This window comes from Cyanobium sp. ATX 6A2, from assembly GCF_024346355.1.
GTDB lineage: Bacteria > Cyanobacteriota > Cyanobacteriia > PCC-6307 > Cyanobiaceae > NIES-981.
This window is the reverse complement of record NZ_JAGQCU010000024.1, coordinates 1-23,943: the sequence shown is the minus strand read 5'-3', so window position 1 is coordinate 23,943 and position 23,943 is coordinate 1. Positions and strand designations below refer to the sequence as shown.

The following is a 23,943-nucleotide window of genomic DNA, read 5'->3' as shown; positions in this document are numbered from 1 at the left end:
TCCGGGGGCTGCGGAGCTCAGATCCAGTGCTGGAGGTGGTCCAGCCAATGGATCCGGGCAATCCCATTAGCGTTGCCGGGACGAGGGTTCCAGCGCCGCGAGAGCGATCTGGCACCTCCCCCCCCCCTTCCAGAGCCCTTCATGCGCACCCTATTCATCTACCCCGAGTTTCCGAAGACCTTCTGGAGCTACGAAAAGATCCTGGAGCTGATCAACCGCAAGGTGCTGTTGCCCCCGTTGGGGCTGCTGACCGTGGCGGCCCTGCTGCCCCAGAGCTGGGAGATGAAGCTGGTGGACCGCAATGTTCGGGAGGTGCGCCAGGAGGAATGGGACTGGGCCGAGCTGGTGGTGATTTCCGGGATGATCGTGCAGAAGGCCGACATGGCCACGCAGATCGCCCGAGCCAAGAGCCGCGGCCTGCCGGTGGCGGTGGGCGGTCCGTTCGCCAGCTCCACCCCCGACGCTCCAGAACTGGAGGGGGCCGATTTCAAGGTGCTCGATGAGGGCGAAATCACCCTGCCCCTGTTCGTGGAGGCCCTGGCACGGGGCGAAACCAGTGGCCGCTTCACGGCCGGTGGCGAGAAGCCCGATGTGACGGGCACCCCAGTGCCCCGCTTCGATCTGCTCGAGCTCGACGCCTATTCGGAGATGTCGGTGCAGTTCTCGCGGGGGTGCCCGTTCAACTGCGAGTTCTGCGACATCATCGTTCTCTACGGGCGCAAGCCCCGCACCAAAACCCCCCAGCAGCTGGTGGCTGAGCTGCAGTGCCTCTATGAGCTGGGCTGGCGCCGCTCTGTGTTTCTGGTGGATGACAACTTCATCGGCAACAAGCGCAATGTGAAGCTGCTGCTGCCGGCCCTGCGCCAGTGGCAGATCGAGCACGGTTACCCCTTCAGCTTCGCCACCGAGGCCTCGGTGGATCTGGCGGCCGATCAGGAGTTGATGGACCAGATGGTGGAGTGCCGCTTCGAGAGCGTGTTTCTGGGCATCGAGACGCCCGATGCCGCCAGCCTGGCAACCGCCCGCAAGCTGCAGAACACCCGCAGCTCCCTCGAGGAATCGGTGGAGAAGATCACCGCCACCGGCCTGCGGGTGATGGCCGGCTTCATCATCGGCTTCGACGGCGAGCAGAAGGGCGCCGGTCAGCGCATCGTGGAGTTCGTGAATCGCACCGGCATCCCCCACGCGATGATGGGGATGCTGCAGGCTCTGCCCAACACAGCCATGTGGACGCGGCTGGAGCAGGAGGGACGGCTGATTCAGGACTCAGATGCGGCCAAGGGCGTGAACCAGACCAACCTGCTCAATTTCGAGCCGACCCGACCGATCCGGGACATCGCCGAGGAATACATGGAGGCGTTTGCCGATCTCTACGAAGCCAACGCCTACATCGATCGGGTGTACAGCTATTTCCTCAAGCTGCCGCCCCAGCGCTACAAGCAGATCCGCAGGGAGAACCCTCCCAGCGGACCTCAGGCCTCCGCAGAGAGAGGGATCTCCTGGGTGGATCTGCGCGCCCTGGCCATCGTGGTGTGGCGTCAGGGCATCCGCCGGGACACCCGCTGGCGCTTCTGGAATTCCCTGTTCGGCATGGCTCGCCACAACCCGGCCCGGTTCACCGGCTTCATCTCGATCCTGGCCCACAACGAGCACTTCCTCGAATACCGCGGCATCGTGCGCCGGGAGATCGAAGACCAGCTCGCCCTGCTGCCTCCGGATCCGCCCGAGCGGGCCCGGGTGCCCGCCGAGCCCGTGCTGGTGCCCAACTGAAGCTGCCGCTCAGTCCTGCACGTAGTCGTGGCCGGATTCCAGGGCATCCTCGGCCTTCTGCAGCTCACGCCCGAGATAGAGGGCATGGTCGAGGCGGCTGAGGGGATGGGGTCCTTTCCCTTCGCTGAGGGCGATCCCCAGTTCCTTGGCACTGCGGCCCCGGAAGACCGCCAGGGGTGCGCGCGGGCCGGCGCCGCGGCAGCTGATCACCTCGCCGGTGGCCGGGTCGGTGGCCAGACCGCGCTCATCGATGGCATTGCCGTAGTGCTCGGCGATCAGCTCGCCGGCCTGGCGGTCGAGCTTGATCAGGAAATAACCGCACGGATCGAGGTCGATGAAGCGCTGGGACAGGCTCTCGTCGAGCTCACGCCGCTGGCTCGGTTCGCAGGTGTGAAGCATGGGGGGAATCGTAGGCAGCGGTGAACGGCAGCTCGGCGTTGATCGCCTCGATCTCACGCGCCATCTGGGCGTTGGCCCCCGGCAGCCAGTCGCGCAGGATGGCATCAAAGCGGGGATCACTCCAACGGTGCAGGCTGGCGCGGGGCTGGGCCACGAAGCCGCGGCGCCGCTTGTGGCTGCCGCCGGCACCGGGATCGAAGTGGCGAATGCCATGGGCGATCGCCCACTCGATCGGCGCGTAATAACACACCTCGAAGTGCAGACAGTCGATCTCCACGTCGCTGCCCCAGTAGCGGCCCCAGAGGTGATCCCCACCACGCACGCACAGCGACATCGCCAGCGGCTCGGCGGGATCACCCCGGTGGGCACTGAACAGCACCAGATGCCGGCGCAGCTGGGGTTCGTGAGCCAGGGCCTGAAAGAAGCTCTCACTGAGGTATTTGCTGCCCCAGGGACCCCAGCGGGCGCAGTGCTGGGCGTAGAAGTCGTGCATGCGGCCCACCAGGGTCGGCGCGATCGCCTCCCCCTCCAGGGGGGTGACGCTCAGGCCCGCCGCAGCCACGGCCTTGCGTTCACGCTTGATGTTGCGCCGCTGGTTGGCGTTGAAGCTGGCCAGGTAGTCGCTGAAGTCAGCGTGGCCGGGGTTGCTCCACTGGCTCTGCTGGTTGATCCAGGTGGCGCAGCCGGCGGCCTCAGCCAGCGCCCGCCAGGCCTGATCCACGTAGAGAAAGTTGCAGCTGAGGATGCGGTTGCGGCGGCAGAAGCCATCGATCAGCTCCAGCATCACCGCGGTGAGCTCGGCCGCGTCCTCGCCAGCGGCGATCAGGAAGCGGTAGCCCTGCACCGGGCTCACCGGGCTCATCCCCACCAGCTTGGGGTAGTAGCGCAGTCCCAGCTGGCCAGCGAGCTGGGCGAAGCTCTGATCGAACACGAACTCCCCGTAGCTGTGACCCTTCAGATAGAGGGGAGCGAGGGCCACCAGCTCCTCGCCTCGCCAGAGGCCCAGATGGCAGGGCTTCCAGCCCTCGCGGGGCACGATGCTGCCGCTGGCCTCCAGCTCCTTGAGCCAACACCAGCGATAGAAGGGCAGCTCGGCGGGATCCGGCGACAAGGGGTCCTGCTGCGCAGGCTGCAGCAGCCGCTCCCAGGCCGCCGGCGGGACCTCAGCTGTGGACTGGTGCCAGCGGACTTGCAGCTCGGCCAAGGCCGCGGCGGCGGGGGGAGGCAAAACTAACCATCCCCGCCCAGGCCATGTCGCCCGTGCCCCTGCTCCATCCCCATCTGCTGCTCGTTGCGGCGCTGGCCGCCCTGCAGGCCACCCCGGCCCAGGCCAGCCTGATGAAACCGGTGCTGGAGGTGATGCGCCCCCAGCTGGAAACCCGCATCACCCAGGCCTGTGTGGATGCCCTGGCGGGCGGCGCGCCCCAGCTGGCCGCCCAGCTGCGGCAGCCCTGCCGCCAGCTCGCCGCCCCCACCAGCCGCTGCCTGGTGCGGGAAACCGCGGCCAGCGGCAAGGAACTGACGGTGCTCACGGAGCTGCTGCGGCAGGAGCTGGGAGCGCAAAGTGAGCGCATCGTGAAACGCTGCATCGCCCAGCTGGTGGGCCTGCCGGCGGGCAGCCTGGAGGGCCTGTCGCTGCGGCAGCTGGCCGATCGCTTCGGTGTGTCCAGCCCTCAGGGCACCGGCACGGGCCGCCGCAGGTAGCGCAGCAGCAGCTCATCGCCCCCCAGCGGCCGCTGCTCCAGCAGCTGCCAGTGCGACAGCCGGAGGCCGAGGGACGGGGGCAGCCAGCTGTGGGGGCCGCCCAGGAGCAGGGGGCAGAGGGTGAGCTGCAGTTCGTCCACCTGCTCGGCGGCCAGCAGCTGACCGGCCAGGTCAGCGCCGCCCAGCAGCACCAGCCGCCGCAGCCCCTCAGCGGCCAGAGCGCTACGCAGCTGCACCCAGGAGCTGAAGGCCAGCACGCGATCACAGCCAGGGAGCATTCGCGGCCGGGGCCCAGGCTCAGGGTGGGCCGGCTGATCGTGTTCGGAGGGCCTCCCGGCCGGCTGCAGCCACCAGCGCTGCAGCGGCTGCCGCCAGAAGGGCAGGCCAGGGGGAATGTGGCCGCTGCGGCTCAGCACCAGGGCGGTGGGCTGGGCACTGCGGCCCTGCCCGCCTCGTGCGGCCAGCAGGTCGGGGGCATGGATCAGGCAGGTGCTGCCATGGCGGCGGAGGGTCTCGGCGCCCAGCAGGGCCGCATCGGCCCAGGCCAGGGCCTCTTCAAGAGCACGGCGGTCGCCGGCCCCGCCGAGCTGGGCGGCACCGCCGGCGGGGGGGGCCAGGCGCCCATCGAGGCTGACGGCCAGCACCAGCCGCAGCCAGGGGCCAGCGGATCCGGATTCAGACAGCGGCCAGAGCCTCCAGGGCCGCGGGTCGCATCTCCAGCTGGGGAACTTCGGCGAACACCTCGGCGGCGTTGTTGGGGCTTTCCTGGAGGCGCACCTTGTGCAGGCTGGCGCCCAGTTCGGCGATCGGCGCGCTGAGCAGATCGGCGATGTGCAGGGCAATGTTCTCGGCGGTGGGCACGGTGGAGGCGAAATGGGCCACGTCCTTGTTCAGGAACGTGTGATCGAAGGGCTCCACCACCCGGTCATCCACCAGCTTCTGCAGAGCCGCCAGATCACAGACCATGCCGGTGCGGGGATCGACGCGCCCGCGCACGGTGATGTCGAGGAGATAGTTGTGGCCGTGGCCGTGGGGCCGGGCGCACTTGCCGTAGATGACCTCGTTCTCGGCCTGGCTGAGCTCGGGGCGGGCCAGCCGGTGGGCCGCGGCGAAGTGGGTGCGGATCGAGAGGAAGGCTTCCATCGGGGCGACGTGGTGACGGGTGGCGGGGCTGGGGGCTGGAGCGCTGGAGGTGGCGGGCGAGGGCAGCAGATCCACCCAGAGACTGGGTTGTTCGTAGAGCCGCAGACCCACCAGGGGGATCAGGGGGGCCAACCGGGTCCAGATGGCCTGGCCGAGGGCCTCGGTGGTGGGCAGCCGGCCTTCGGGCCGGGAGAGATCGAACTCCGGCCAGACGTCGTTGAGATAGCGGAAGTCGAGCTGGGCGCTGACCTGGGAGCGAATGGCGTGCTTCACATCCGAGAGGTTGAGCACCATGCCGTCTGCATCGAGACCACCGCCCATGGCCACGATCAGTTCGTAGTTGTGGCCGTGCCCGGGGGCGAGGCTGCAGGGGCCGAAGCGGGCCTGGTTCTGCTCGGGGCTGAGCTCGGGCAGCCAATAGCGATGGCTGGAGCTGAAGGTGGAGCGCCGGGTGATCACGCAGGGCCGCCCCTGGCCGTGGGGGAGGGGGGCGCTCACCCGCCCCCCCGGAAGGGCTGGATCCGGAGCCTGACGGATGGGCGTGGATGGAGCCGAGGATCCAGACGTGGACGCCGGTGGGGATGCTGCCGTGGCGGTGGCTGGGGCCTTGGCGGTGGCTGGGGCCTTGGCGCTCGCCGGCATGGCCTTGGTTCTGAGATGCTCCATCCTAGAAACGCCTTCCCATACGCCGACGACTGGCCATGGCCGGGACCACCCACGCAGAGCTGGCCCGGCGGCTGCGGGGTCTCAACATCTACCTGGTGGGGATGATGGGAGCTGGCAAAAGCGCCGTCGGCCGTCCCCTGGCTGCAGCGCTGGGCTACCGCTTCCTCGATGCCGACACCGCCCTGGAGGGCGTGGCGGGACGCACGATCCCGGAGATCTTCGCCACTGACGGGGAACCCGGCTTCCGGGATCTCGAGACGGCGGTACTGGGCCAGCTCAGTGCCTGGCATTCCCTGGTGGTGGCCACCGGCGGTGGCGTGGTGACGCGGCCGCAGAACTGGGGTCACCTGCGCCAGGGCGTGGTGGTGTGGCTGGACGCCCCGGCAGAACGGCTGCTGGCGCGCCTGCGCCAGGATCCCGGCCAGAGGCCCCTGCTGCGCAGCGAGGATCCCGGGATCCGCCTGCAGGAGCTGCTGGCCCAGCGGCTGCCGCTCTACGACCAGGCCGACCTGCGCATCCGGCAGGGCGAGGAACAACCGCAGCAGGTGGCTGAGCAGGTGCTGGCGGCCCTGCCGGGGATCCTGCGCGAGCTCCCCCAGGCACCCACCGGTGGCGTGCTGTTGCAGGACGGAGAAGGGCGCATCACCCCGTCGCTGAACTGAAATCGCCGAACTGAAATCACTGAACTGAGCAGGCTGGCTCAGGCCTGGCCGGGTGGCTCCAGACGCACCGCGAACCACTGCACGCTGCGGCCCGGTTCGAGCTCCAGCTGGCAGGCGGTGTCCAGCAGCCGTTCGGCCTGCTCAGCGCGGGAGGGCAGATCGCGCAGATCGGCGGGCGCCTCCGCCAGGCCGGCCAGTTGCTCTTGCAACCAGCCCAGGGTTTCGGCGGCGGTGAGGATGCGCTCAGCGGCGGCGGGCTCCAGCACCACGTAATGATCGAGCTCCCGCAGCAGGGGATCAGACATGGCAAGCGCAGCGCGTGGCGGCATCCTGGCCCGCCTGATCCCCTGCCTGGCGGCCCTCGGTGCGCTCGTGCTGCTGCTTGCCTCAGCCGCCCCAGCAGCAGCAGCCCCGGCCTCGCTGCTGGAGCCGCGCCGTCAGGCCTGGCCGCAGTGGACCCTGCCGGCGCCCCTGGAGCGGCCGGGCCGCCGCGACCTCCACTATCCCGACTGGTTCGCCGGCAGCTGGGAGGTGCTCAGCAGTGACGGCAGCAGTTACCAGGTGGATTTTCTCCGCGATGGCCGCGGCCGGGTGGTGGGGGATCGGGCCGGCAACGCCGCCGCGGTGGGAGCCGCACTGCTGGCGGATCAGCTGCGCTCGGTATCCGACGATCCGCGCAATCCCAACCGCCAGCTGGCGCGCCTGGCTGGGCCGGGCGGCAGCACGGTGGAGCTGGAATCAACGGTGGTTGGACGACGCACGGAGACGCCCGCCGTCGAGCTGTTTCTAGCCGATGAGCTGAGCCTGCAGGTCGTGCATGGCGCCGGCGAGCCGGCGGTGAGCCGGGTGGAAACCCTCAGCCGCTTCGAGCTGCTGGACCCCGATCACATCACCGCCCAGCAGTGGCAGGCGCGCTACCCCTCCCCGGCGCTGGGGCTGAGCGCCAGGGCCAAGCGTGGCGAGCAGCTGACGCTCAGCCTTGTCCGAGCTGAGCCAGAACCCGATCGCGCCAGCTGAACAGCGGCTCGAGCATGGGGTTGTCGGCGATGCCGTTCACGCCCCGACCCGCCAGCGGCGCGCCGCTGCTGGCCGGGAAGCGCAGCAGCGAGAGCTGGGCCACCACCGCCAGATCCGCGAGGCTGAGCTGATCGCCCACCAGGTGGTGGCAGGAGCCCGTGAGCAGGGCCAGCTGCTCGAGGTTGCTCTGCAGCTGGCGACGTTGCTGCTGGCCCAATACCTCACCGATGGCCTCGCCCATGCCCCCCATCAGCCCACTGGGCAGCCCCGACACCAGCTGGCGCAGCGGAGCCGGGGTGGCATCCGGCAACAGGGCGGACCGCAGCACCGGATCGGCTCCGGCGGCCTGAAGCAGCGCCAGGCGGCAGCCTGAGGCCAGGGCCGTATCGGCCCAGTCCTCCAGCAGCAGCACCTGAGCCCGCTCGGCCGGATCAGCCGGCAGGAGGGCCGGCAGGGGGTGGTGACGCTCCAGATGCAGCGCAATCGCAGTGGAGTCGGCGATCACCTCGGAGCCATCCACCAGCACCGGCACCTGGCGCTGGCCGGAGAGGCGGAAGAGTTCCAGCTGACCCAGTGCCGGGGTGACTTCCACCACGGCGTAGTCGAGACCCTTGGCCGCCAAGACCAGTCGCACCTTCTCGCAGAAGGCGGAATGGCGGAACTGGTGCAGCTGCATCCTTCAGGGCCCGGTGCCAAGCGGCAGAGTAGCCAGCGGTAGGAGATGGCATGAGGGAGTTCTTCCTGAACGTGACGCGCTATCCGCGTTACCTGGTCGCGCTGGCCCTGGGCGTGGCCAACTCGGTGTTCGAGCCGCTGGCCGCCAGGGCCAGCAATCCCGTCACGGCGGTGGCCCTGATCGCTGCAGCGGTGAGTGGACTGCTGAGTTTGGGGCTGATCCTGCGTGCGATGGTGAATTCCCAACCAATGGCATAGCCATGGCACGGAGCCGAAGGGTGGAGCGGGTGGCTTCCCTGATCCGCCGCGAGGTGAGCGAACTGCTCCAGGGCGGCCTGCGCGATGAGCGGGTGGGCCGGGGCCTGGTGAGCGTCACCACGGTGGAGGTGGCGGGGGATCTGCAGCACTGCCGCATTGGCGTGAGCGTGTACGGATCGGAAGCCGACCGCGAGCAGGCAATGGCGGGCCTCAGCTCCGCCACCCCCTTCGTGAAGGGGGAGCTGGGTCGGCGGCTGAAGCTGCGCCGCACTCCCGAGGTGGTGTTCGTGCTCGACCGGGGCATCGAGCAGGGCAGCACGGTGCTGGGACTGCTCTCTCAGCTGGAGCATCAGCGCAGCCTGAAGGGGGAGCCAACCGATCCCAGCAACGCGGACAGCGGCGGTGCGGACAACGCGTCCATCCCCGAGTCCATCCCCGAGTCCGACGACAGCGACCCATGAGCGATGGGGCAGCGCCGAACGCCGGACTGCAGCGCCTGATTGCCGAGCTGCTCGTGGTGCGGGCCAGCGGCCACCTCAGCGATCTCCAGCGCCGCTATCCCCGCTGGGAACTGGCCAACAGCGAGCTACGGGCGCTGCTCGAGGCCGGGGTGGGCGGGGTGATCCTGCTCGGCGGCAGTGCCCCTGAACTCGCCCTGCGCACTCGCCAGCTGCAGAGCTGGGCCGGGCAGCCCCTGCTGCTCTGCGCCGACGTGGAGGAGGGGGTGGGTCAGCGCTTCGACGGGGCCAGCTGGCTGGTGCCGCCCCTGGCCCTGGGCCGACTGCACGGCCGCGCGCCCGGACTGGCCCTGGAGCTGGCCGAGCGCTACGGACGCTGCACAGGTCGCGAGGCCGGCGCCCTGGGCCTGAACTGGGTGCTGGCGCCGGTGTGTGATGTGAACAACAACCCGGCCAATCCAGTGATCAACGTGCGCGCCTGGGGCGAGGATCCGGCCACCGCCGGCGCCCTGGCGGCCGCCTTCACCCAGGGGCTCCAGGCCGAGGGGGTGCTGGGCTGCGCCAAGCACTTTCCCGGCCACGGGGACACCGACTGCGATTCCCATCTGGAGCTGCCGGTGCTGCCCCACAGCCGGGCACGGCTGGAGGCGGTGGAACTGCCGCCGTTCCGAGATGCGATCGCCGCCGGTGTGGCGGCGGTGATGACCGCCCACCTGAGCCTGCCGGCCATCGATCGGGATCGGCCCGCCACCCTCTCGGCGGCGGTGCTCAGCGGCCTGTTGCGGGAGGAGCTGGGCTTCGCGGGCCTGGTGGTGACCGACGCCCTGGTGATGGAGGCCATCGCCGGCCGCTACGGGGCCGGGGAGGCTGCTGTTCTGGCATTGCAGGCCGGTGCCGATCTGGTGCTGATGCCGGCCGATGCCCGCCTGGCGATCACCGCCATTGCCGCGGCCGTGGCCGATGGCCGGCTTGACCGCGGGCGGCTGGACGCCAGCGTTGAGCGCCGCCGCGCCGCCCTGGCTGGCCTGCCGCAGCAGGGCCGCACGGCGGCCGACCCCTGCCTGGCCGCAGCAGCGGATACCGACCTGGCCAAGCACCTGGTGACGGCCACGCTGGACGCCCGCGGCCGGGTTCAGCCGCCGCCTGCCGGCAGCTCGGGGGTGAACCTGATCCGCCTCGATCAGGCGTTGCAGGCACCCTTTCTGCCGGCGGCGGCGCCAGCCATCACGATCGCCGCTGAGGCCGGTTTTCGGCCCTGCCTGCTGGCCGGCGACACCTGCTCGCCCTGGAGCGGCGACCCCCAGGCCCCCCTGGCCCTGGAGCGGCTGGGGGAGGGGCCGGTGCTGGTGCAGCTGTTCGTACGGGGCAATCCCTTCCGCGGCGATGCCGGCGGGCGCGAACCATGGCCGGCCGCCCTGAGGCAACTGCTGGGCGCCGGCCGGCTGGCGGGGGTGGTGGTCTACGGCAGCCCTTACCTGTGGGACGAGCTGCAGGAGCTCCTGCCCGCCGGGCTGCCGGCGGGCCACAGCCCGGGCCAGATGCCGCTGGCCCAGCAGGCCGTGCTGCTCGGCCTGGGGCTGGGCACGGCCTGCTCGGCCGCGGCAGGGTTCACCGACTGAAGCGCCCGTGAGCCATCCCCTGAACCTGAGTCTGTCGATGATCGTGCGCAACGAGGCCGAGCGGCTGGAGCGCTGCCTGGCCTCGGTGGCCGGCTTCGTGGACGAGATGGTGCTGCTGGACACCGGCTCCAGCGACGCCACCGTGGCGATCGCCGAGCGCTGCGGAGCCGTGGTGCACCGGCTGGCCTGGCCGGGGGATTTCGCCCCGGCCCGCAACGCCGCCCTGGAGCTGGTGCGCGGCGACTGGGTGCTGGTGCTGGATGCCGACGAACAACTGCGGCCGCAGGCTCGGCAACCGCTGCGCCAGCTGATGGCCGAACCCGATCTGCTGCTGGTGAATCTGCTGCGCTTCGAGCGCGGCGCCCGCCAGTCGCCCTACTCCAGCGTGAGTCGCCTGTTCCGCCGCCATGCCGCCATTCACTGGAGCGGGCGTTACCACGCGATGGTGGACGACAGCGTGCTGGCGCTGATCCAGCAGGAGCCGCACTGGCGCATCGCCGACTGCCCTGAGCCGGCCCTGGTGCACGACGGTTACCGGCCGGAGCTGCTGGCGAGCGGCGACAAGGCGCGCCGCCTGCGCCAGGCCATGGAACGGGAACTGGAGCAGCGCCCGGGGGATCCCTACGCCTGCGCCAAGCTGGGCAGCCTGGAGGTGAGCGAAGGTCGCCATGAACGCGGCATAGCCCTGCTGGAGCAGGGCCTGGCCCACTGCGCTGCAGCGGCCGCGGCCGTGCGCTACGAGCTGTTGCTGCACCTGGCCATCGCCCGCACACCAGGCGAGCCGCTGCGGGCCATCGCCCTCTACCGCCAGGCTCTGGCCCTACCCCTGGCGGAGCGGATCAGCCTGGGGGCGCGCCTCAACCTGGCCGGCCTGCTGGCGGACCTCGCCGGCAGCTGCGGGGAGGGGAACACCGCCCGGGAGCAGCTGGCGGAGGCGGCGCAGCTCGCCCACAAGGCAGCCGCAGTGGCACCAGAGCTGGGGCTGGCCTGGGCCCGGCTGGCCCAGGTGGAGCGCCGCCGGGGTGATCTGGCGGCAGCGATCCAGGCCTACCAGCGGGCCATCAGCCTCGATCCAGGCCAGCCCGAGTGGCATCAGAATCTGGGCGCAGCCCAGCTGCTGGCCGGCGACCTGGATGGGGCCCGCCGTGGTTTCCGCGAGGCGATCCAGCTCTGGCGGCAGCAGGGCCAGCCGGCTGCCGCCGAGGATCTGCGCCGGCGACTGGGCCCGCTGGTGAAACTCGACGAATGAACGCCCAGACCTCGCCCCATCAGTGATCTCCCACGGCATGACCCAGCCACCTGATCCCTCCTCTGGCTCTCCTGACCCCACCCCGGGCGGCCCCGCCCCGCTGGTGGGGCGGCGGGTGGCCGTGACCAGGGCCGAAACCCAGCTGGGGGCTGCCCGGCGGCTGTTCATGGCGGCCGGGGCCGAGGTGGTGGACCTGCCGGCTCTGGTGGTCACACCCCCTGACTCCTGGGGCCCCCTCGATGACGCCCTCGCTGAGCTGGAGGACTTTCACTGGCTGGTGTTCTCCAGCGCCAACGGTGTGGAGGCTGTGGAGCATCGGCTGCTGCGGCTGGGCCGGCGGCTGGCCCACCGCCCCGGCGGCCTGAAGATCGCGGCAGTGGGCCGCAAAACCGCCGCCCGGCTGGAGGAGCTGGGCGCACCGGCCGACTTCGTGCCGCCCGCCTTCGTGGCCGACAGTCTGCTGGAGCATTTCCCTGTGTCGGGCTGGGGTCTGCGGCTGCTGATCCCACGGGTGCAGAGCGGTGGCCGCACGCTGCTGGCGGAGGCGTTCGCGGCGGCGGGCGCCCGGGTGGTGGAGGTGCCGGCCTACGAGACACGCTGCCCCCAGGGGCTTCCCAGTGCCGCGCTGGCGGCGCTGCAACAGGAGCAGCTGGATGCGATCACCTTCAGCAGCGGCAAGACCGTGAGTCACACGCTGCAGCTGCTGCAGGCGGCTTACGGCAGCGACTGGCAGGCGCGGCTGCGCCCGTTGGCGATTGTGTCGATCGGACCTCAGACCAGCGAACGCTGCCGCAGCTGTCTGGGCCGCGTTGACGCCGAAGCCGACCCCCACGACCTCGCCGGCCTCGTGCAGGCCTGCGCCAGGGCGCTGGAGGGGCGGCCGCTCAGAGCTCCGCGGTAACGGTCTGGCCCCCCTGACGGAGCACCAGACGGCCGCGGCCGACGTCGATGGAAGACACCGCCCAGCCAGCGGGCAGCAGGTCGGTGGTGCGGCCGCCGAGTGCACCGATGCTCAAAGCGCCGCTGTTGGGGCCCAGCTGCACCATGGCCTGGGGTGAAGCGCCGACGCGGATCACGCCACTGAACAGGAAATCGGGAGGAAGCTGCAGGGGCGGGGGTGGTGCGGGACGGCCTGGCTGGGGGGAAGCCGTGATGGCGGGGGCCGGTCGATAGGAGGCGAAGGGATCGCTGCGGCCGATGGGATTGGAGGCCAGCACTTGGTTGGTGCTGGGGAGAGAGGTGAAGCCGCTCACGTCGGCGGTCGCCGCCGGGGCCGCCAGTGGGGCCACCGCCGTCGGTGCCGCCTCCGCGGCAGGGTCCTGGAGTTCGGCCTCAGGCTGATCCCGCGAGCAGGCCGCCAGCAGCAGGGTGCCGCAGGCCAGGGAGACCAACAGCAGGTGGCGGCCAGCGGGAAGGGGATACGACGACATCGGGGAGGGGCAGCGGAGGATCAGCAGGGGGTGCGTTCGACCAGATCCCGGAAACGGTCGAGGTTGGCCTGGAGTTCCTTGGTGACAATGCCCCCCAGAATGCTCGGATCCATCAGCGGTGCCAAGACCCCGGGCAATTCGTAGCTGACGCTGAGCTTCACCACCGTGGGGCCCTCCGGCTGCGGATAAAAGCGCACGGCGCCCTTGGTGGCCAGGCCACCCACCGACTCCCAGTGCAGCTGCTGGGCCTCGACCCGTTGGGTGATACGCGCCTTCCAGTGGAAGCGGAAGCCCTGGGCCGCCAGGGTCCAGTCGGTGAGATCGGGATTGTCGGGGACGGTATCAACCGACTCGATCCAGCGCATCCAGCGCGGCATCGCCTCCAGATCGCTCCACACAGCCCACACCTGCTCCACGGGGGCCTGGATCGTGGTGGTGACGCTGTGCTCGAGCCAACGGCCCATGCGGTGCTCCTTGAGGGGGGTTGGGGCGGGATCAAGCGGCAGCTGTGGCAGCAGCGGCAGCGACATTGGAGGCCAGAGCCACCGGCTGGTCCAGGATCGCAGCGGCCGCAAGCCTGCCACTCATGGTGGCCCCCTCCATTGAGTCGATGTAATCCTGGCGGGTATAACTGCCGGCCAGGAAGAAGTTGCTCACCGGGGTGCGTTGGGCCGGGCGGTAGGGCTCCATGCCCGGCGCCTCCCGATACAGCGACTGCGCCAGCTTGACGACATTGCTCCACACCAGGGTGAGAGTGCGGGAGGAAGGGAACAGGTCGCGCACCTGGGCGTCGGTGTGGGCCACGATCTCTTCACTTTTTTTCGGGATCCAGGGATCGCCGGGGGTGAGCACGCACTGCAGCAGAGATCCCAGGCCCTCCCTGCGGTAATCGGCCGGACTGGCCAGGGCCAGATCGGCGAAGCAGCTGAAATCGGCGTCGGCGGTGTAAAGCAGATTGTCGAGGCCGGTGGCGCGCGTGACGTCAGCACGGGCCTCGCCGGCGGCGGCGTCCTCACCCAGTTCGGTGACCCAGCCGTCGTAGCGCAGCTGCACAGTGGCCACCGGCACCGCTTCGAGCCTGTAGATCTGATCGAACACTGGCCAACGGCGCCAGGCCTGGGGAATCAGCCGCTGAATGCCAGGCACATCACAGGCCGCCAGGTAGGCGTCGGCCCTCACCTGGATCTCACCCTCCGGCGTTCCCAGGCTGAGCCCGCTGACGTGGGTTGCGGGCAGGCCATCGGAGCCGGCCGGCCCCTCCTGCACATGCACCTCGGTGACCCGGTGGCGCAGATGCAGCCGGCCGCCGCGCTGCTCGATGTAGTGCAGGATCGGACCGGTGAGCCAGCGGTGGGGGGATCCCTTGAGCAGGTTGAGCTTGGAGGCCTCCGTGCGGGACGCGAACATCATGAAGATGGTGAGCATGCAGCGGGCCGAGATCGAGGCGCAGTCGATGAAGCCCAGGGCATAGGCGATCGGATCCCACATCCGCTCGATGCTGCGCGGGCTGCCGCCGTGGCTGACAAACCACTGCTTGAAACTGATCCGATCGAGGTCCCGGATCACGGTCATGGCCCCTTCGTAGTCCACCAGGCCACGCACGATCGGGCTGGTGCCCAGGGCCAGGGCATTGCGCAGCTTGTCGATCCAGTCCAGCTGGGGGGTGGTGAAGAAGGCCTTGAGGCCATTGAAGGGAGCGCCGATCGGGAAGCGGAAGTCGAGCTCGCGCAGATCGCCGCCCCGATTCACAAACAGGTGGGTGTGCTCCTTGGGGAGCAGGTTGTCGATCGCCCCCACCTTGCGCATCAGGGCAAAGAGATTGGCGTAGTTGAAGAAGAACACGTGCAACCCCATCTCGATGTGGTTGCCGTCGGGGTCCTCCCAGCTGCCCACCTTGCCACCCATGAACGGCCGGGCCTCGTAGAGATCCACCTGATGGCCTGCATCCACCAGATCAACGGCGGCCGAGAGGCCGGCCAGTCCTGCCCCGACGATGGCGACGCGCACCTTGTGAATTCACAAACAGATCTCGACTCTATGGAGCTGAACCCTCAGAGGGTGGCTGGGTCCCTAGCATCGGCGGCCAACCAGCCCCGCGCTGCGCGCGCCTCCGCCATGAGCCCCGATCTGGCGACCCAGCCAACCCCGTCATCCGCCCCGACCCAGGCTGGCCAGTCCACAGCGGCCCACACCGCCCGGGACGGCAAGGGCATCCTGATCAGCGAACCGGCGATGCGACAGCTCGCCGCACTGGTTCGCCAGGAGGGCACCGAGAAGGTGCTGCGGGTGGGAGTGCGCTCCGGTGGCTGCAGCGGCATGAGCTACACGATGGATTTCGTGGAGACGGGCGACATCCGTAACGACGACGAGCGCTACGTCTACGAGCCGGCCGACAGCCCCAGCTTCGAGGTGGTGTGCGATCCCAAGAGCCTGCTTTACATTTACGGCATGCAGCTCGACTTCTCCAGTGCCCTGATCGGAGGCGGGTTCAACTTCTCCAACCCCAACGCCACCCAGACCTGCGGCTGTGGCAGCTCCTTCGCCGTCTGAGTGCGGCCGCCCTGAGCCGGCCTAGGCGGCGTGGGAATCTGAATCGAGCGATCGCGTTCCCCTGCCATGACGGCCAGCTCAGCGGACTCCCAGTTCGACCAGGCCATCGCCCGCTACAACGCGGGCGACGACCCCGCCGAGTTGATCCCCGAGTTCGTGGCGATCACCCGGCAGTCGCCGCGCCAGTCGGCCGGCTGGACCTGCCTGGCCTGGTTGCAGCTGCTGGCCGATCAACCCCTCGACGCCCTGCGCTCCGCCCGCAACGCGGTGAAACTGAATCCCCAGGATCCCCAGGCCCGCATCAACCTCAGCCTGGCGATGCTCGAAACCGGCGCCAAAGGCGTGCGCGAGCACATTGACATCGTGCACCGGGTGATGGCGATGGCACCGGAACTGGCCCAGGAGCTGGAGAACTCGATTGACGACGGCCTGAAGCGCAAACCTGGCTGGCGCGCCATGGAAAAGGTGCGCGCCTGGCTGCACAGCTAACTGGCACGCATCCGATGGGCCAGGGCCGGGTGCTGCTGCTCAGCAACGGGCACGGCGAGGACCTCAGCGGCGCTCTGATCGCCAGCGCCTTGCGGCGCCGGGGCGTGCCGGTGGTGGCCCTGCCGCTGGTAGGCCATGGCGAGCCCTACCGGCGCAGCGGCATCGAGGTGCTGGGCCGCACGCGCGCCTTCAGCACCGGCGGGCTGGGCTTCACCAGCCTGGCCGGCCAGGTGCGCGAGCTGCTGGAGGGGCAGACACTGCACGTGATCCTGCAACTGGCGCGGCTGCGGCAGCGCAGCCGGGGCGCCGATCTGGTTGTAGCGGTGGGGGATGTGGTGGCGGTGCTGGGCAGCTGGCTGAGCGGCCGGCCGGCCGCCGTGTATCTGGTGGCCTACTCCAGCCACTACGAAGGCCGGCTCCGCCTGCCCTGGCCCTGCGGCTGGCTGTTGCGGCGCCACCGGATCGCTGTGATCTGGGCCCGCGACCGCCGCAGCGCCGAGGACCTCAGCGGGCAGCTGCGGCGGCCGGTGCGCTTCCTGGGCAACCCCTTCCTGGATGCGGTGATCACCGGGGCGGACAGCAGCCGGGGCGGCGCTGGGAGCGGGGCTCGGCAACAGCTGCTGCTGTTGCCCGGCAGCCGCCTGCCAGAGGCGGAACACAACCTGGCCCTGCTGCTGCAGCTGCTTCCCCGCCTGACCAGCCGACTGCCGCACCCGCAGCAGCTGCGGATCAGCGCCGCCCTGGTGGGCAGCCTGTCGGCGCAGGCGGTTCACCAGCTGGCAGCGCCCCTGGGCTGGATGCCGACCCCGCGGGCGGGCGGGAGCCAGGGGCTCCGCCATCGCCACGGCCTGGAGCTTGAACTGGCATGGTCGGGCTTCGCCACCCGGCTGGCGGCGGCGGATCTGGTGCTGGCGATGGCCGGCACCGCCACCGAGCAGGCGGTGGGGCTGGGCAAGCCGGTGCTGCAGCTGGTGGGCCGCGGTCCCCAGTTCACCAGCAGCTTCGCCGAGGCCCAGCGGCGCCTGCTGGGCCCCGCCGTGCTCTGCGCCGCTGGAGAGCCGCCCAGCCTGGATGCCACAGCAGCCCTGGGGGCCGAACTGCTGCAGCGCCTGGCCGACCCCCGGCAGGGGCCTGCTCTGCAGCGGCAATGGGCCAGCGCTGCCGCCGAGCGGCTCGGTGCCGCCGGCGGCAGCGAGCGCCTGGCGGCGGCGATCATGGATCTGCTGGGCCGCCACGGCGGCACGGCCAGCTGACACCTCCAGGCAACACCTCCACACGCCCCAATCACCCCGGGATCCATGTCCGACACCACACCGATGCCGATGCTGCAACGCCTGAAGGCGGGGCTCGACGCGCTGCTGGTGGCAAATGTGTTCCTGGTGATCGCCGGTGCCCTGTGGTTCGCCGTGGCGGTGATCTGCCACAGCCGCCAGGTGGAGGCCCCGCTGGAGCTGTTTCAGCGGCTGTGGGAGCCCCTGTTCACGCCGGCCATCGGCCTGCTGATGGCGGCGGCCCTGGTCAGCGGCCTGATGGGCTGGTGGCAGCGGCGAGGGCAGCGCTGAGCTCACCGTATTGAAACGGGAAGCGCTGGCTGAGCAGGCGCTCGGACAGCACCTGCTGGCCCTCAAGCACCACCTGGGCGCCATCGCCGAGCAGCAGCTGCAGCACCGGCCCCGGTACCGGCAGCAGGCTGGGGCGGCCGATGGCACGCCCCAGCGCGGCTGCAAAGTTGGCCATGGTGACCGGCTCTGGGGCCACAGCGTTGTAGACGCCGCGGTAGTTGCCATCCTCCAGGGCGGTGGCGATCAGGCGGCAGAGGTCGTGGCGGTGGATCCAGCTCATCCACTGCCGGCCGTTGCCCACAGGCCCGCCGAAGCCGAGCCGGAACACCGGCAGCATGCGGCCGAGGGCCCCGCCGTCGGCACCCAGCACGATGCCGATGCGCAGGATCACCAGGCGCGTGGCGGCCGGCACGGCGGCGGCCGCCGCCTCCCAGCGGGTGCAGATCTCCGCCAGATAGTCGGAGCCCGCCCCGCTGGCCTCGCTGAAGCGGGCCTCAGTGCTGGTGCCGTAGTAGCCCACCGCCGAGGCGTTCAGCAGCACTCCCGGCGGAGTCTCGAGCTGCTGCAGGGCCAGCACCAGCTGCTCGGTGGTGGCCACCCGGCTGGCCATCAGCAGCTCCCGGTGGGCCGGGGTCCAGCGCTTCTCGGCGATCGGCTCGCCGGCCAGGTTCACCACCCCCTCGGCGGCGGCCAGGGCCTGCCGCAGCCCTTCGTGCTCCCAGCTGGCGGCCTGGCTGGGATCGAGCTGCAGGCAGGCCAGGCGGTTGCCCACCAGCTGGGGGAAGGGCTGGGCCTGCCGGCTCACCAGGGTGAGGCTGTGGCCGAGCTCGAGCAGGAAGGGCACCAGCTCGCGCCCCACGAACCCCGAACAGCCCAGCAACAGCAGTCGCACGCCTTGATCACCCCGTGTTGGGGGGAAGGCTAGGCCCGCTCGCTCAGGCCCAGCCGGCGCGCCATCGGCACCAGGGCCAAGCCCTGCAGCCCCAGGCCCAGCAGCACCACGCCGAGGGCCAGGGGCGGCATCGCGCGGCCCCAGGGGATCGGCGAGGCGGCGGCCTGGATCGCCAGGGCGATCGGCACCGCCCCACGCAGACCCGAGGCGGCCACGAACAGCTTCGCGGCGGGGTCGAAGCCCGAGTTCACGAGCAGCAACTGCACCATCAGCCAGCGCACCAGGAGCATGGCGGCGAACAGCAGCACCGCCCACACCACCTCGCGCACCACATCCTCCGGCTGCACCACCAGCCCCATGCAGAGGAAGAGCATCAGCTCCGCCATCTTGGCGAAGCCGGCATGGGCGTCCACCAGCAGCGGCCGGTCACAGTCGCCGGCATTGCCCAGCACCAGCCCGGCGATGTAAGCCGCCAGCAGGCCGGAGCCCCCCAGCAACTGGGTGGCTCCCACCAGCAGCAGCAGCACCGCCAGGCTGAGCACCGGCAGCAGGGGCCCTGCGGCGGCGGCAGCCTGGCCCGCCAGCAGCTGGCGGGCCAGGCTGCCGCCCAGGAAACCCAGCAGGGCACCAAGCAGGAACTGGCGCAGCACCGCGGCCACCAGCTCGGCGGGGCTCCCCGAGCCCTGGCCGGAGGCCATCGCCAGGGCCAGACCCGCCAGCACCACCGCCACCGGATCATTGAACGCCGATTCGGTTTCGATCAGATCGATCAGACGCCGCGGCAGGTGGTTGTTGAGGGGCCGCAGCAGGGCGATCACCGCCGAGGCGTCGGTGCTGCACACCATGGCCCCAACGAACAGCGCCAGGGGCAGGCTGAGGGGGATGGCGAACACAGGCAGAGGAACCCTGCCGAGGGCCAGCACCAGCAGCGTCAGCAGCAGGGCGGTGAGCAGAGAGCCGAGGGTGGCCAGGCGCAGGGCCGGCTGCAGCACCGGGCGCAGCTCCCGCCAGTTGGTGGTGAGCCCGCCGAAGAACAGCACCAGCACCAGGGCCAGCTGGGCGATCTGGTCGGCGTGGCTGAGGGAGAGCAGCGGTGGGACCTGGCCAGGCAGGGCATCGAGGCGGTTGTCGGTGAGCAGGCCGAGCACCAGCACCAGCAGGATGCCGGGTACCCGGATGCGGGCGGCCATGTCATCCAGCAGCACCGCCACCAGCAGCAACGCCCCGAACACCGCGAGGAACAGGGCGAGGGTGGGGCTCAAGGCTGGGGGTGCGCGGGATGGGCCCTAGCCTGGACCCGCTGACCCCGCCTCCGCCACCACCTGTCATGGCCGAAACGCCCAGCCAGACCGACCAGGCCCCGGCAAAGCCGGCCCTGAAGAAGGGGGCCCTGGTGCGGGTGAACCGCCAGGCCTACGCGGCCAGCCTCGAGGCGGCCGCCAGCGACAGCGAAGCACCGGACTACATCTTTGAAGGGCCAGGCGAAATCCTGGCTGTGAGCGGCGGCTATGCCCAGCTGCGCTGGCGCCGGCCGGTGCCGGACGTGTGGCTGCGGCTCGACCAGCTGGAGGCCTTCCCAGCCTGATCAGCGCTGCAGCTGCCGGCGGCTCTCGTGCAGCTGCCGGCGGCGCAGGCCGGCCTTGCGCAGGAGCTCGCGGCCGTCGCGCAGGTAGGAATCCACATAGCCCATGGTGTAGCGCTCCAGATCGAGCAGGGCGTCCTTCACCAGGCTCAGGCAGTGATAGAGCTCCAGGCTGAACTCCTGCAGACCGGCGGGGCAGGGCTGGGAGCGGAAGAGACTCTCCACCCGGCCCATGCGCGTTTGACTCTGCTCGAGAAAGGCGCAGAAGGCTTCCATGATCCCGTCGTCGTAGGGATCGGCGGCCAGGGAGCGCAGCTGGGCGGGAAAGGGATTCACCACCTGAGCGAGAAGCCGGTCGATGGGGGCATACACCTGCCGCAGCCAGGCCAGCATCTGTTCTTCAGACGCTGCGGGGCCGGCGGGCGACCTGGCGGCCGCACGGGCGGCGGAGGTGGCGCTGCGGCGGCTCACGGCCCGCTGGCGGTCGTAGCCGCGGCGGCGCTCCCGGTCGCGGAGCACGTTCCAGGCCGCGTTCAGAGCCAGGATCGTGGTTTCATCGCCCCCGGCGTCGGGGTGGTGCTGTTTCACCAGGCTGCGGTAGGCGGCCTTGATCTCCGCGCCACTGGCCTCGGGCGACACGCCCAGCACCCGGTAGGGGTCGGGGGCGGCGGCAGCGGTGGGGACGCTGTGGGAACTCAACTCAGCAGGGCGACTGCGGCAAGACCTGCACCCTAGGAAACCCGCGGCGGCAACAAAAAACCCCGGCCGGAGCCGGGGTTTGTCGAGGACGACGAGGAGAAGTGTGGAAGGAGAAGACTGATCGAGGAATCCCCGGGGCCAGGCGGGTGTGTGAGGAACCAGGCCCTGGGGATCAGGCGATCAGGCGATCAGAAGGTGAAGGTGGTCTTGATCACGCCGCCGTAGGTGTCATCGCGACCACTGCGATCAACCCAGAAGAAGGCGGGGGTGACGCTGATGTTGTCGGTGACCTGGAACTTGTACCAGAGCTCGTAGGCCAGGGTGTCGCTGCCGGGGTCGCTCCAGACACCGAGGGTGTCGATGCGGCCGCTGCCACGGTTGGACTGACCGGCGCTGCCGATGGCCATGCCCAGGGCGTTGCCCTGCATGAACATGTCTTCCCACTGCAGACCCACCATCCAGCTGTAGCCCTCGTCGAAGGGGCGGCTGGTGTTGAAGTCGCTGTAGCCGAAGCCGGCGCTGATGGAAGGCACCCAACCGGACTCGGCGGGAGACCAGTAGGCGCTCAGGCCGATGTTGTTGGAGCTGTTGTCGAAGATGTAGTCGAGATTGGAATAGGTGTAGGCAAAAGCCGCACCCCAGTTCTCGCCTGCATAGCCCACCTGTGCGGTGACTGTGTAATCCTCACCGACACCTTCGGACGAATCACGAGCGGAGTCAGAGGCCGACACGTAGTTGACGCTGGCGTTGAAACCGCCCTCTGAAGGCTTGTACCAGATACCAACACCGGCGCCGGTGTTCAGGCTGTAGGCAGCCCGTGCACCTGCATAGGTGAAGATGTCAAGGATCGTGTCGGCCGGGTAGGCGCTGGGCCACATGGCCAGCATGTCGTCCTGACGAACCTTGGCACCGGCGGTAGCGGTCCAGTTCTCACCAACGGGGAACTGGTAGAAGAGGCGGTTGATTTCCACCGAATCGGGACCGGAAGCGCCCTCGAAGGCCACTTCCATGGTGGTGTTGCCACTGCCGAACACCGAATCACCGAAGTTGCCGGCACGCAGGGTGGTGCGCAGCAGATCCTTGCCGGTGAAGCTGGTGTCGAAGTTCAGGCGAACGTCGTAGTTGACGGTGACGTTGTCGCCCAGGCCGGTCTCGCCGGCACCGCCCACGGTCATGGTGGCGATACCGCGCAGCTTGGTGGTGGTGGAGAACTGGTTGGCCTCCAGCTCACCCACCTTGGCTTCGAGGCCATCGACGCGGCCCTTGAGGATGGCGAGTTCCCGCTCGAACTCGGCCATCAGGCGCTTGAGCTCGTCGGTCACCTCGGTGACGCGATCGAGGCAGGCGTTGAGCAGGGCGGCGGCCTCGAAGCGGGTCATGGCCCGCTGGCCCTTGAAGGTGCCGTCGGGGTAGCCGGCCACGCAGCCGTAGCGCTCGATCAGGTTGGCGAGCGCCTGGTAGGCCCAGTCCGTGGGGCGCACGTCGGGGAACTGGGAGATGCTGGTGACCTGTTCGTCACTGGCGTACTGGTTGACGCCATCCAGGTTGATCTCAGCAGCGGTGGCGGCCATAGGGGCCAGCAGACCAAGCGCCGCAGGAGCAACCAGGAGTTTCTGGAAGAGTTTCATGGGGATGTTCCTCACACAAGAGGCGCAATGCGCCGAGCACAGTGTGTCGCCCGTGGTCATTCCCACCCAGGACGGCTGTGCCAGAGCGTGCAATGGCCCTGCCGCGGGCAGGGACGCCGAGCGGGGAGAAGAGGTGCCACAAAAGCGATGCCCCCGGAATCCCTGAATCAGGGACGCCGGGGGCTCTCGCCGGGTCCGCGTCGGTCGCGGAACCGTTTGATCAGGGTTGAGGCGCCGTAATCAGGCGGCGTTCTCCGCGATCAGCAGACCCTTGGTGAAACAACTGGAACGCACGGGCACCTCCTCCTTGGGGGATTGGGCCAGCCGGCGACGTGTTCGGCTGAAGCTCGAAAACCGTGGTTCAGGAGCTGCAGCCACGCCACTGCTGACAGAACTCGTGAATCGTAGGGGCCGCCAACGGCGGGCGCGAGAAGCGGGCGCACGTGATCCCTAGGGTCGGGGCCGAGCAGAGCGCGGCGCGCGCAGCAATCCCATGGCGACATGCCCGAGCCCGCCAGGCCGCAGCCCGCAATCGCTGCGCCGTCGGCACTGGACCTTTCCGGCGAAATCGCGTAAGGCTCGGCTGCGGCGTGCTGTCCATGGCGGCCTGGAGCAGCTGGTGGGGTGGTGTTCGATCCCCGGCGACCGACCGGTGTTCGCCGCCGAGCAGTTTCCCTGGATCCGGCGGGTGGAGGCCGACTGGCAGGGGGTGCGGCAGGAACTGGATGGGCTGATGGAGCACCGGGCGGCGATGCCCAACTTTCAGGACATCCTGCGGGAGGTGAGCACGATCCAGAAGGACGACGACTGGAAGACCTTCTTTCTCAAGGGGGTGGGCATGGATTGCAGTGAGAACGCCGGCCGCTGCCCGCAGACGATGAAGCTGCTGGCGGCGATTCCGGGTTGCACCACCGCCTTCTTCTCGATCCTCTCGCCGCACAAATGCATCCCTCCCCATCGGGGCGCCTGGGCGGGGGTGCTGCGTCTGCACCTGGCGCTGGTGGTGCCGGAACCGGCCGAGCGCTGCCGGATCCGCATCGCCGATGAGCTGCACAGCTGGCACGAAGGGCGCTGCCTGGTGTTCGACGACACCTACAACCATCAGGTGTGGAACGACACCGATGGCTACCGGGTGGTGCTGTTCGTGGACTTCGAGCGGCCTCTGCGTTGGCCGCTGTCGACGTTGAACCACTGGTTGCTGAACCTGGCGGCGCTGGCACCGTTCCTGCGCGAGGCCAACACCCGCCAGCAGGCCGCCGAACGCAGCTTCTGGCGGCGGGTGGGCAACGGCACAAAAAAAAGCGCCCCGGGTGGGGCGCTGTGAAACCGGCCTTGATGGTCAGAGGGCGTTTCCCCGGGGCAGGACCTCTTCAGGGAAGACGAAGTTTTCGTGCGGCTGGTCGGCCGGTGCCATCCAGGCCCGGATGCCTTCGTTGAGAAGGATGTTCTTCGTGTAGAAGGTTTCGAACTCGGGGTCTTCGGCAGCGCGGA

General features: G+C 69.7%; 28 protein-coding genes and 1 pseudogene. 15 read left to right on the top strand and 14 right to left on the bottom strand.

Going from position 1 to position 23,943, the window contains the following annotated elements; genetic code table 11:
* Positions 1-141: 141 nt before the first annotated feature.
* Positions 142-1,770 (top strand): B12-binding domain-containing radical SAM protein, encoded by a 1,629-nt coding sequence (locus KBY96_RS15095; RefSeq protein WP_254980359.1) that lies wholly within the window; start codon positions 142-144, stop codon positions 1,768-1,770.
* 9 nt (positions 1,771-1,779) lie between these two features.
* On the opposite strand, the gene KBY96_RS15090 is transcribed toward KBY96_RS15095, so the two are convergent.
* Entirely contained in the window at positions 1,780-2,169 is a 390-nt protein-coding gene (locus KBY96_RS15090) for a DUF4346 domain-containing protein (protein ID WP_254980358.1), read from the bottom strand.
* Complete coding sequence (locus KBY96_RS15085; RefSeq protein ID WP_254980357.1) at positions 2,135-3,373, bottom strand: GNAT family N-acetyltransferase; 1,239 nt, start codon at positions 3,371-3,373, stop codon at positions 2,135-2,137. Before KBY96_RS15085 ends, KBY96_RS15090 begins: the two co-directional genes overlap by 35 nt.
* A gap of 47 nt (positions 3,374-3,420) precedes the next feature.
* Here KBY96_RS15085 and KBY96_RS15080 point away from each other — a divergent pair, with 47 nt between their 5' ends.
* Positions 3,421-3,873 carry a hypothetical protein gene (locus KBY96_RS15080; RefSeq protein ID WP_254980356.1) on the top strand — a complete coding sequence of 151 codons (453 nt, stop codon included), beginning with the start codon at positions 3,421-3,423 and terminating at the stop codon, positions 3,871-3,873.
* On the opposite strand, the gene KBY96_RS15075 is transcribed toward KBY96_RS15080, so the two are convergent.
* Together KBY96_RS15075 and KBY96_RS15070 are read right to left on the bottom strand one after the other, a co-directional pair.
* Complete coding sequence (locus KBY96_RS15075) at positions 3,843-4,517, bottom strand: dihydrofolate reductase family protein (protein WP_254980355.1); 675 nt, start codon at positions 4,515-4,517, stop codon at positions 3,843-3,845. The two genes, KBY96_RS15080 and KBY96_RS15075, sit on opposite strands and share 31 nt — an antisense overlap.
* A 31-nt stretch (positions 4,518-4,548) precedes the next feature.
* Positions 4,549-5,514 (bottom strand): 6-carboxytetrahydropterin synthase, encoded by a 966-nt coding sequence (locus KBY96_RS15070; RefSeq protein WP_254980354.1) that lies wholly within the window; start codon positions 5,512-5,514, stop codon positions 4,549-4,551.
* A gap of 203 nt (positions 5,515-5,717) precedes the next feature.
* Between KBY96_RS15070 and KBY96_RS15065 the strand changes: the two genes are divergently transcribed.
* Entirely contained in the window at positions 5,718-6,344 is a 627-nt protein-coding gene (locus KBY96_RS15065; protein WP_254980353.1) for a shikimate kinase, read from the top strand.
* A 38-nt stretch (positions 6,345-6,382) separates the two neighbouring features.
* On the opposite strand, the gene KBY96_RS15060 is transcribed toward KBY96_RS15065, so the two are convergent.
* Positions 6,383-6,649 (bottom strand): chlororespiratory reduction protein 7, encoded by a 267-nt coding sequence (locus KBY96_RS15060; RefSeq protein ID WP_254980351.1) that lies wholly within the window; start codon positions 6,647-6,649, stop codon positions 6,383-6,385.
* Between KBY96_RS15060 and KBY96_RS15055 the strand changes: the two genes are divergently transcribed.
* A complete protein-coding gene (locus KBY96_RS15055) occupies positions 6,648-7,361 on the top strand; it encodes a DUF6816 family protein (protein ID WP_254980350.1) in 714 nt (237 codons plus the stop codon). The genes KBY96_RS15060 and KBY96_RS15055 overlap by 2 nt on opposite strands.
* Here the strand turns inward: KBY96_RS15055 and KBY96_RS15050 are convergent.
* The gene (locus tag KBY96_RS15050) at positions 7,318-8,037 is read right to left on the bottom strand and encodes a glutathione S-transferase family protein (RefSeq protein ID WP_254980349.1); all 720 of its coding nucleotides are present in this window, start codon (positions 8,035-8,037) and stop codon (positions 7,318-7,320) included. The two genes, KBY96_RS15055 and KBY96_RS15050, sit on opposite strands and share 44 nt — an antisense overlap.
* Positions 8,038-8,087: 50 nt before the next feature.
* Between KBY96_RS15050 and KBY96_RS15045 the strand changes: the two genes are divergently transcribed.
* Genes KBY96_RS15045 through KBY96_RS15025 form a run of 5 tightly spaced genes read left to right on the top strand, consistent with a single transcriptional unit; the run spans position 8,088 to position 12,521 of the window.
* Positions 8,088-8,294: a DUF751 family protein gene (locus KBY96_RS15045; RefSeq protein ID WP_254980347.1), complete on the top strand. Its 207-nt coding sequence runs from the start codon at positions 8,088-8,090 to the stop codon at positions 8,292-8,294.
* A gap of 2 nt (positions 8,295-8,296) precedes the next feature.
* The gene (gene rbfA, locus KBY96_RS15040) at positions 8,297-8,755 is read left to right on the top strand and encodes a 30S ribosome-binding factor RbfA (RefSeq protein WP_254980346.1); all 459 of its coding nucleotides are present in this window, start codon (positions 8,297-8,299) and stop codon (positions 8,753-8,755) included.
* Positions 8,752-10,371: a glycoside hydrolase family 3 N-terminal domain-containing protein gene (locus tag KBY96_RS15035; protein ID WP_254980345.1), complete on the top strand. Its 1,620-nt coding sequence runs from the start codon at positions 8,752-8,754 to the stop codon at positions 10,369-10,371. The genes rbfA and KBY96_RS15035 overlap by 4 nt, the downstream gene beginning before the upstream one ends.
* A gap of 37 nt (positions 10,372-10,408) precedes the next feature.
* Entirely contained in the window at positions 10,409-11,620 is a 1,212-nt protein-coding gene (locus KBY96_RS15030; protein WP_254980372.1) for a glycosyltransferase, read from the top strand.
* A gap of 37 nt (positions 11,621-11,657) precedes the next feature.
* The gene (locus tag KBY96_RS15025; protein WP_254980344.1) at positions 11,658-12,521 is read left to right on the top strand and encodes a uroporphyrinogen-III synthase; all 864 of its coding nucleotides are present in this window, start codon (positions 11,658-11,660) and stop codon (positions 12,519-12,521) included.
* Here KBY96_RS15025 and KBY96_RS15020 read toward each other — a convergent pair.
* The 3 genes from KBY96_RS15020 to zds are packed head-to-tail and all read right to left on the bottom strand — an operon-like array spanning position 12,505 to position 15,057.
* On the bottom strand, positions 12,505-13,050 hold the full coding sequence (locus KBY96_RS15020; protein WP_254980343.1) for a hypothetical protein: 546 nt from the start codon (positions 13,048-13,050) through the stop codon (positions 12,505-12,507). The two genes, KBY96_RS15025 and KBY96_RS15020, sit on opposite strands and share 17 nt — an antisense overlap.
* Before the next feature lie 20 nt (positions 13,051-13,070).
* Positions 13,071-13,514, bottom strand: a complete 444-nt coding sequence (locus KBY96_RS15015; RefSeq protein WP_254980371.1) for an SRPBCC family protein — start codon at positions 13,512-13,514, stop codon at positions 13,071-13,073.
* A 31-nt stretch (positions 13,515-13,545) separates the two neighbouring features.
* The gene (zds, locus tag KBY96_RS15010) at positions 13,546-15,057 is read right to left on the bottom strand and encodes a 9,9'-di-cis-zeta-carotene desaturase (RefSeq protein WP_254980341.1); all 1,512 of its coding nucleotides are present in this window, start codon (positions 15,055-15,057) and stop codon (positions 13,546-13,548) included.
* 108 nt (positions 15,058-15,165) lie between these two features.
* Here zds and KBY96_RS15005 point away from each other — a divergent pair, with 108 nt between their 5' ends.
* The 4 genes from KBY96_RS15005 (at position 15,166) to KBY96_RS14990 (ending at position 17,651) form a co-directional block, all read left to right on the top strand.
* Complete coding sequence (locus KBY96_RS15005) at positions 15,166-15,600, top strand: iron-sulfur cluster assembly accessory protein (protein ID WP_254980340.1); 435 nt, start codon at positions 15,166-15,168, stop codon at positions 15,598-15,600.
* 66 nt (positions 15,601-15,666) lie between these two features.
* Entirely contained in the window at positions 15,667-16,089 is a 423-nt protein-coding gene (locus KBY96_RS15000; protein WP_254980339.1) for a M48 family metallopeptidase, read from the top strand.
* Positions 16,090-16,103: 14 nt separating this feature from the next.
* On the top strand, positions 16,104-17,342 hold the full coding sequence (locus tag KBY96_RS14995; RefSeq protein WP_254980337.1) for a lipid-A-disaccharide synthase-related protein: 1,239 nt from the start codon (positions 16,104-16,106) through the stop codon (positions 17,340-17,342).
* Positions 17,343-17,387: 45 nt separating this feature from the next.
* Positions 17,388-17,651, top strand: a complete 264-nt coding sequence (locus tag KBY96_RS14990) for a hypothetical protein (RefSeq protein WP_254980335.1) — start codon at positions 17,388-17,390, stop codon at positions 17,649-17,651.
* Here KBY96_RS14990 and KBY96_RS14985 read toward each other — a convergent pair.
* Both KBY96_RS14985 and KBY96_RS14980 read right to left on the bottom strand, forming a co-directional pair.
* A complete protein-coding gene (locus tag KBY96_RS14985; protein WP_254980334.1) occupies positions 17,608-18,543 on the bottom strand; it encodes a TIGR01777 family oxidoreductase in 936 nt (311 codons plus the stop codon). The genes KBY96_RS14990 and KBY96_RS14985 overlap by 44 nt on opposite strands.
* Positions 18,544-18,572: 29 nt before the next feature.
* Positions 18,573-19,805 carry a cation:proton antiporter gene (locus KBY96_RS14980; RefSeq protein ID WP_254980333.1) on the bottom strand — a complete coding sequence of 411 codons (1,233 nt, stop codon included), beginning with the start codon at positions 19,803-19,805 and terminating at the stop codon, positions 18,573-18,575.
* A gap of 65 nt (positions 19,806-19,870) precedes the next feature.
* On the opposite strand from KBY96_RS14980, the gene ndhO reads away from it, so the two are divergent.
* A complete protein-coding gene (gene ndhO, locus KBY96_RS14975) occupies positions 19,871-20,128 on the top strand; it encodes an NAD(P)H-quinone oxidoreductase subunit O (RefSeq protein WP_254980332.1) in 258 nt (85 codons plus the stop codon).
* Here the strand turns inward: ndhO and KBY96_RS14970 are convergent, their stop codons facing one another.
* Both KBY96_RS14970 and KBY96_RS14965 read right to left on the bottom strand, forming a co-directional pair.
* Entirely contained in the window at positions 20,129-20,824 is a 696-nt protein-coding gene (locus KBY96_RS14970; protein ID WP_254980331.1) for a J domain-containing protein, read from the bottom strand.
* Positions 20,825-21,012: 188 nt separating this feature from the next.
* Positions 21,013-22,452, bottom strand: coding sequence for an iron uptake porin (locus KBY96_RS14965; protein WP_254980330.1), 1,440 nt, complete (start codon positions 22,450-22,452; stop codon positions 21,013-21,015).
* Positions 22,453-22,945: 493 nt separating this feature from the next.
* Between KBY96_RS14965 and KBY96_RS14960 the strand changes: the two genes are divergently transcribed.
* On the top strand, positions 22,946-23,776 hold the full coding sequence (locus tag KBY96_RS14960) for an aspartyl/asparaginyl beta-hydroxylase domain-containing protein (protein WP_254980329.1): 831 nt from the start codon (positions 22,946-22,948) through the stop codon (positions 23,774-23,776).
* A 15-nt stretch (positions 23,777-23,791) separates the two neighbouring features.
* Here KBY96_RS14960 and KBY96_RS14955 read toward each other — a convergent pair.
* Positions 23,792-23,943: pseudogene (locus KBY96_RS14955) on the bottom strand (photosystem II D2 protein (photosystem q(a) protein)); the annotation flags it as partial.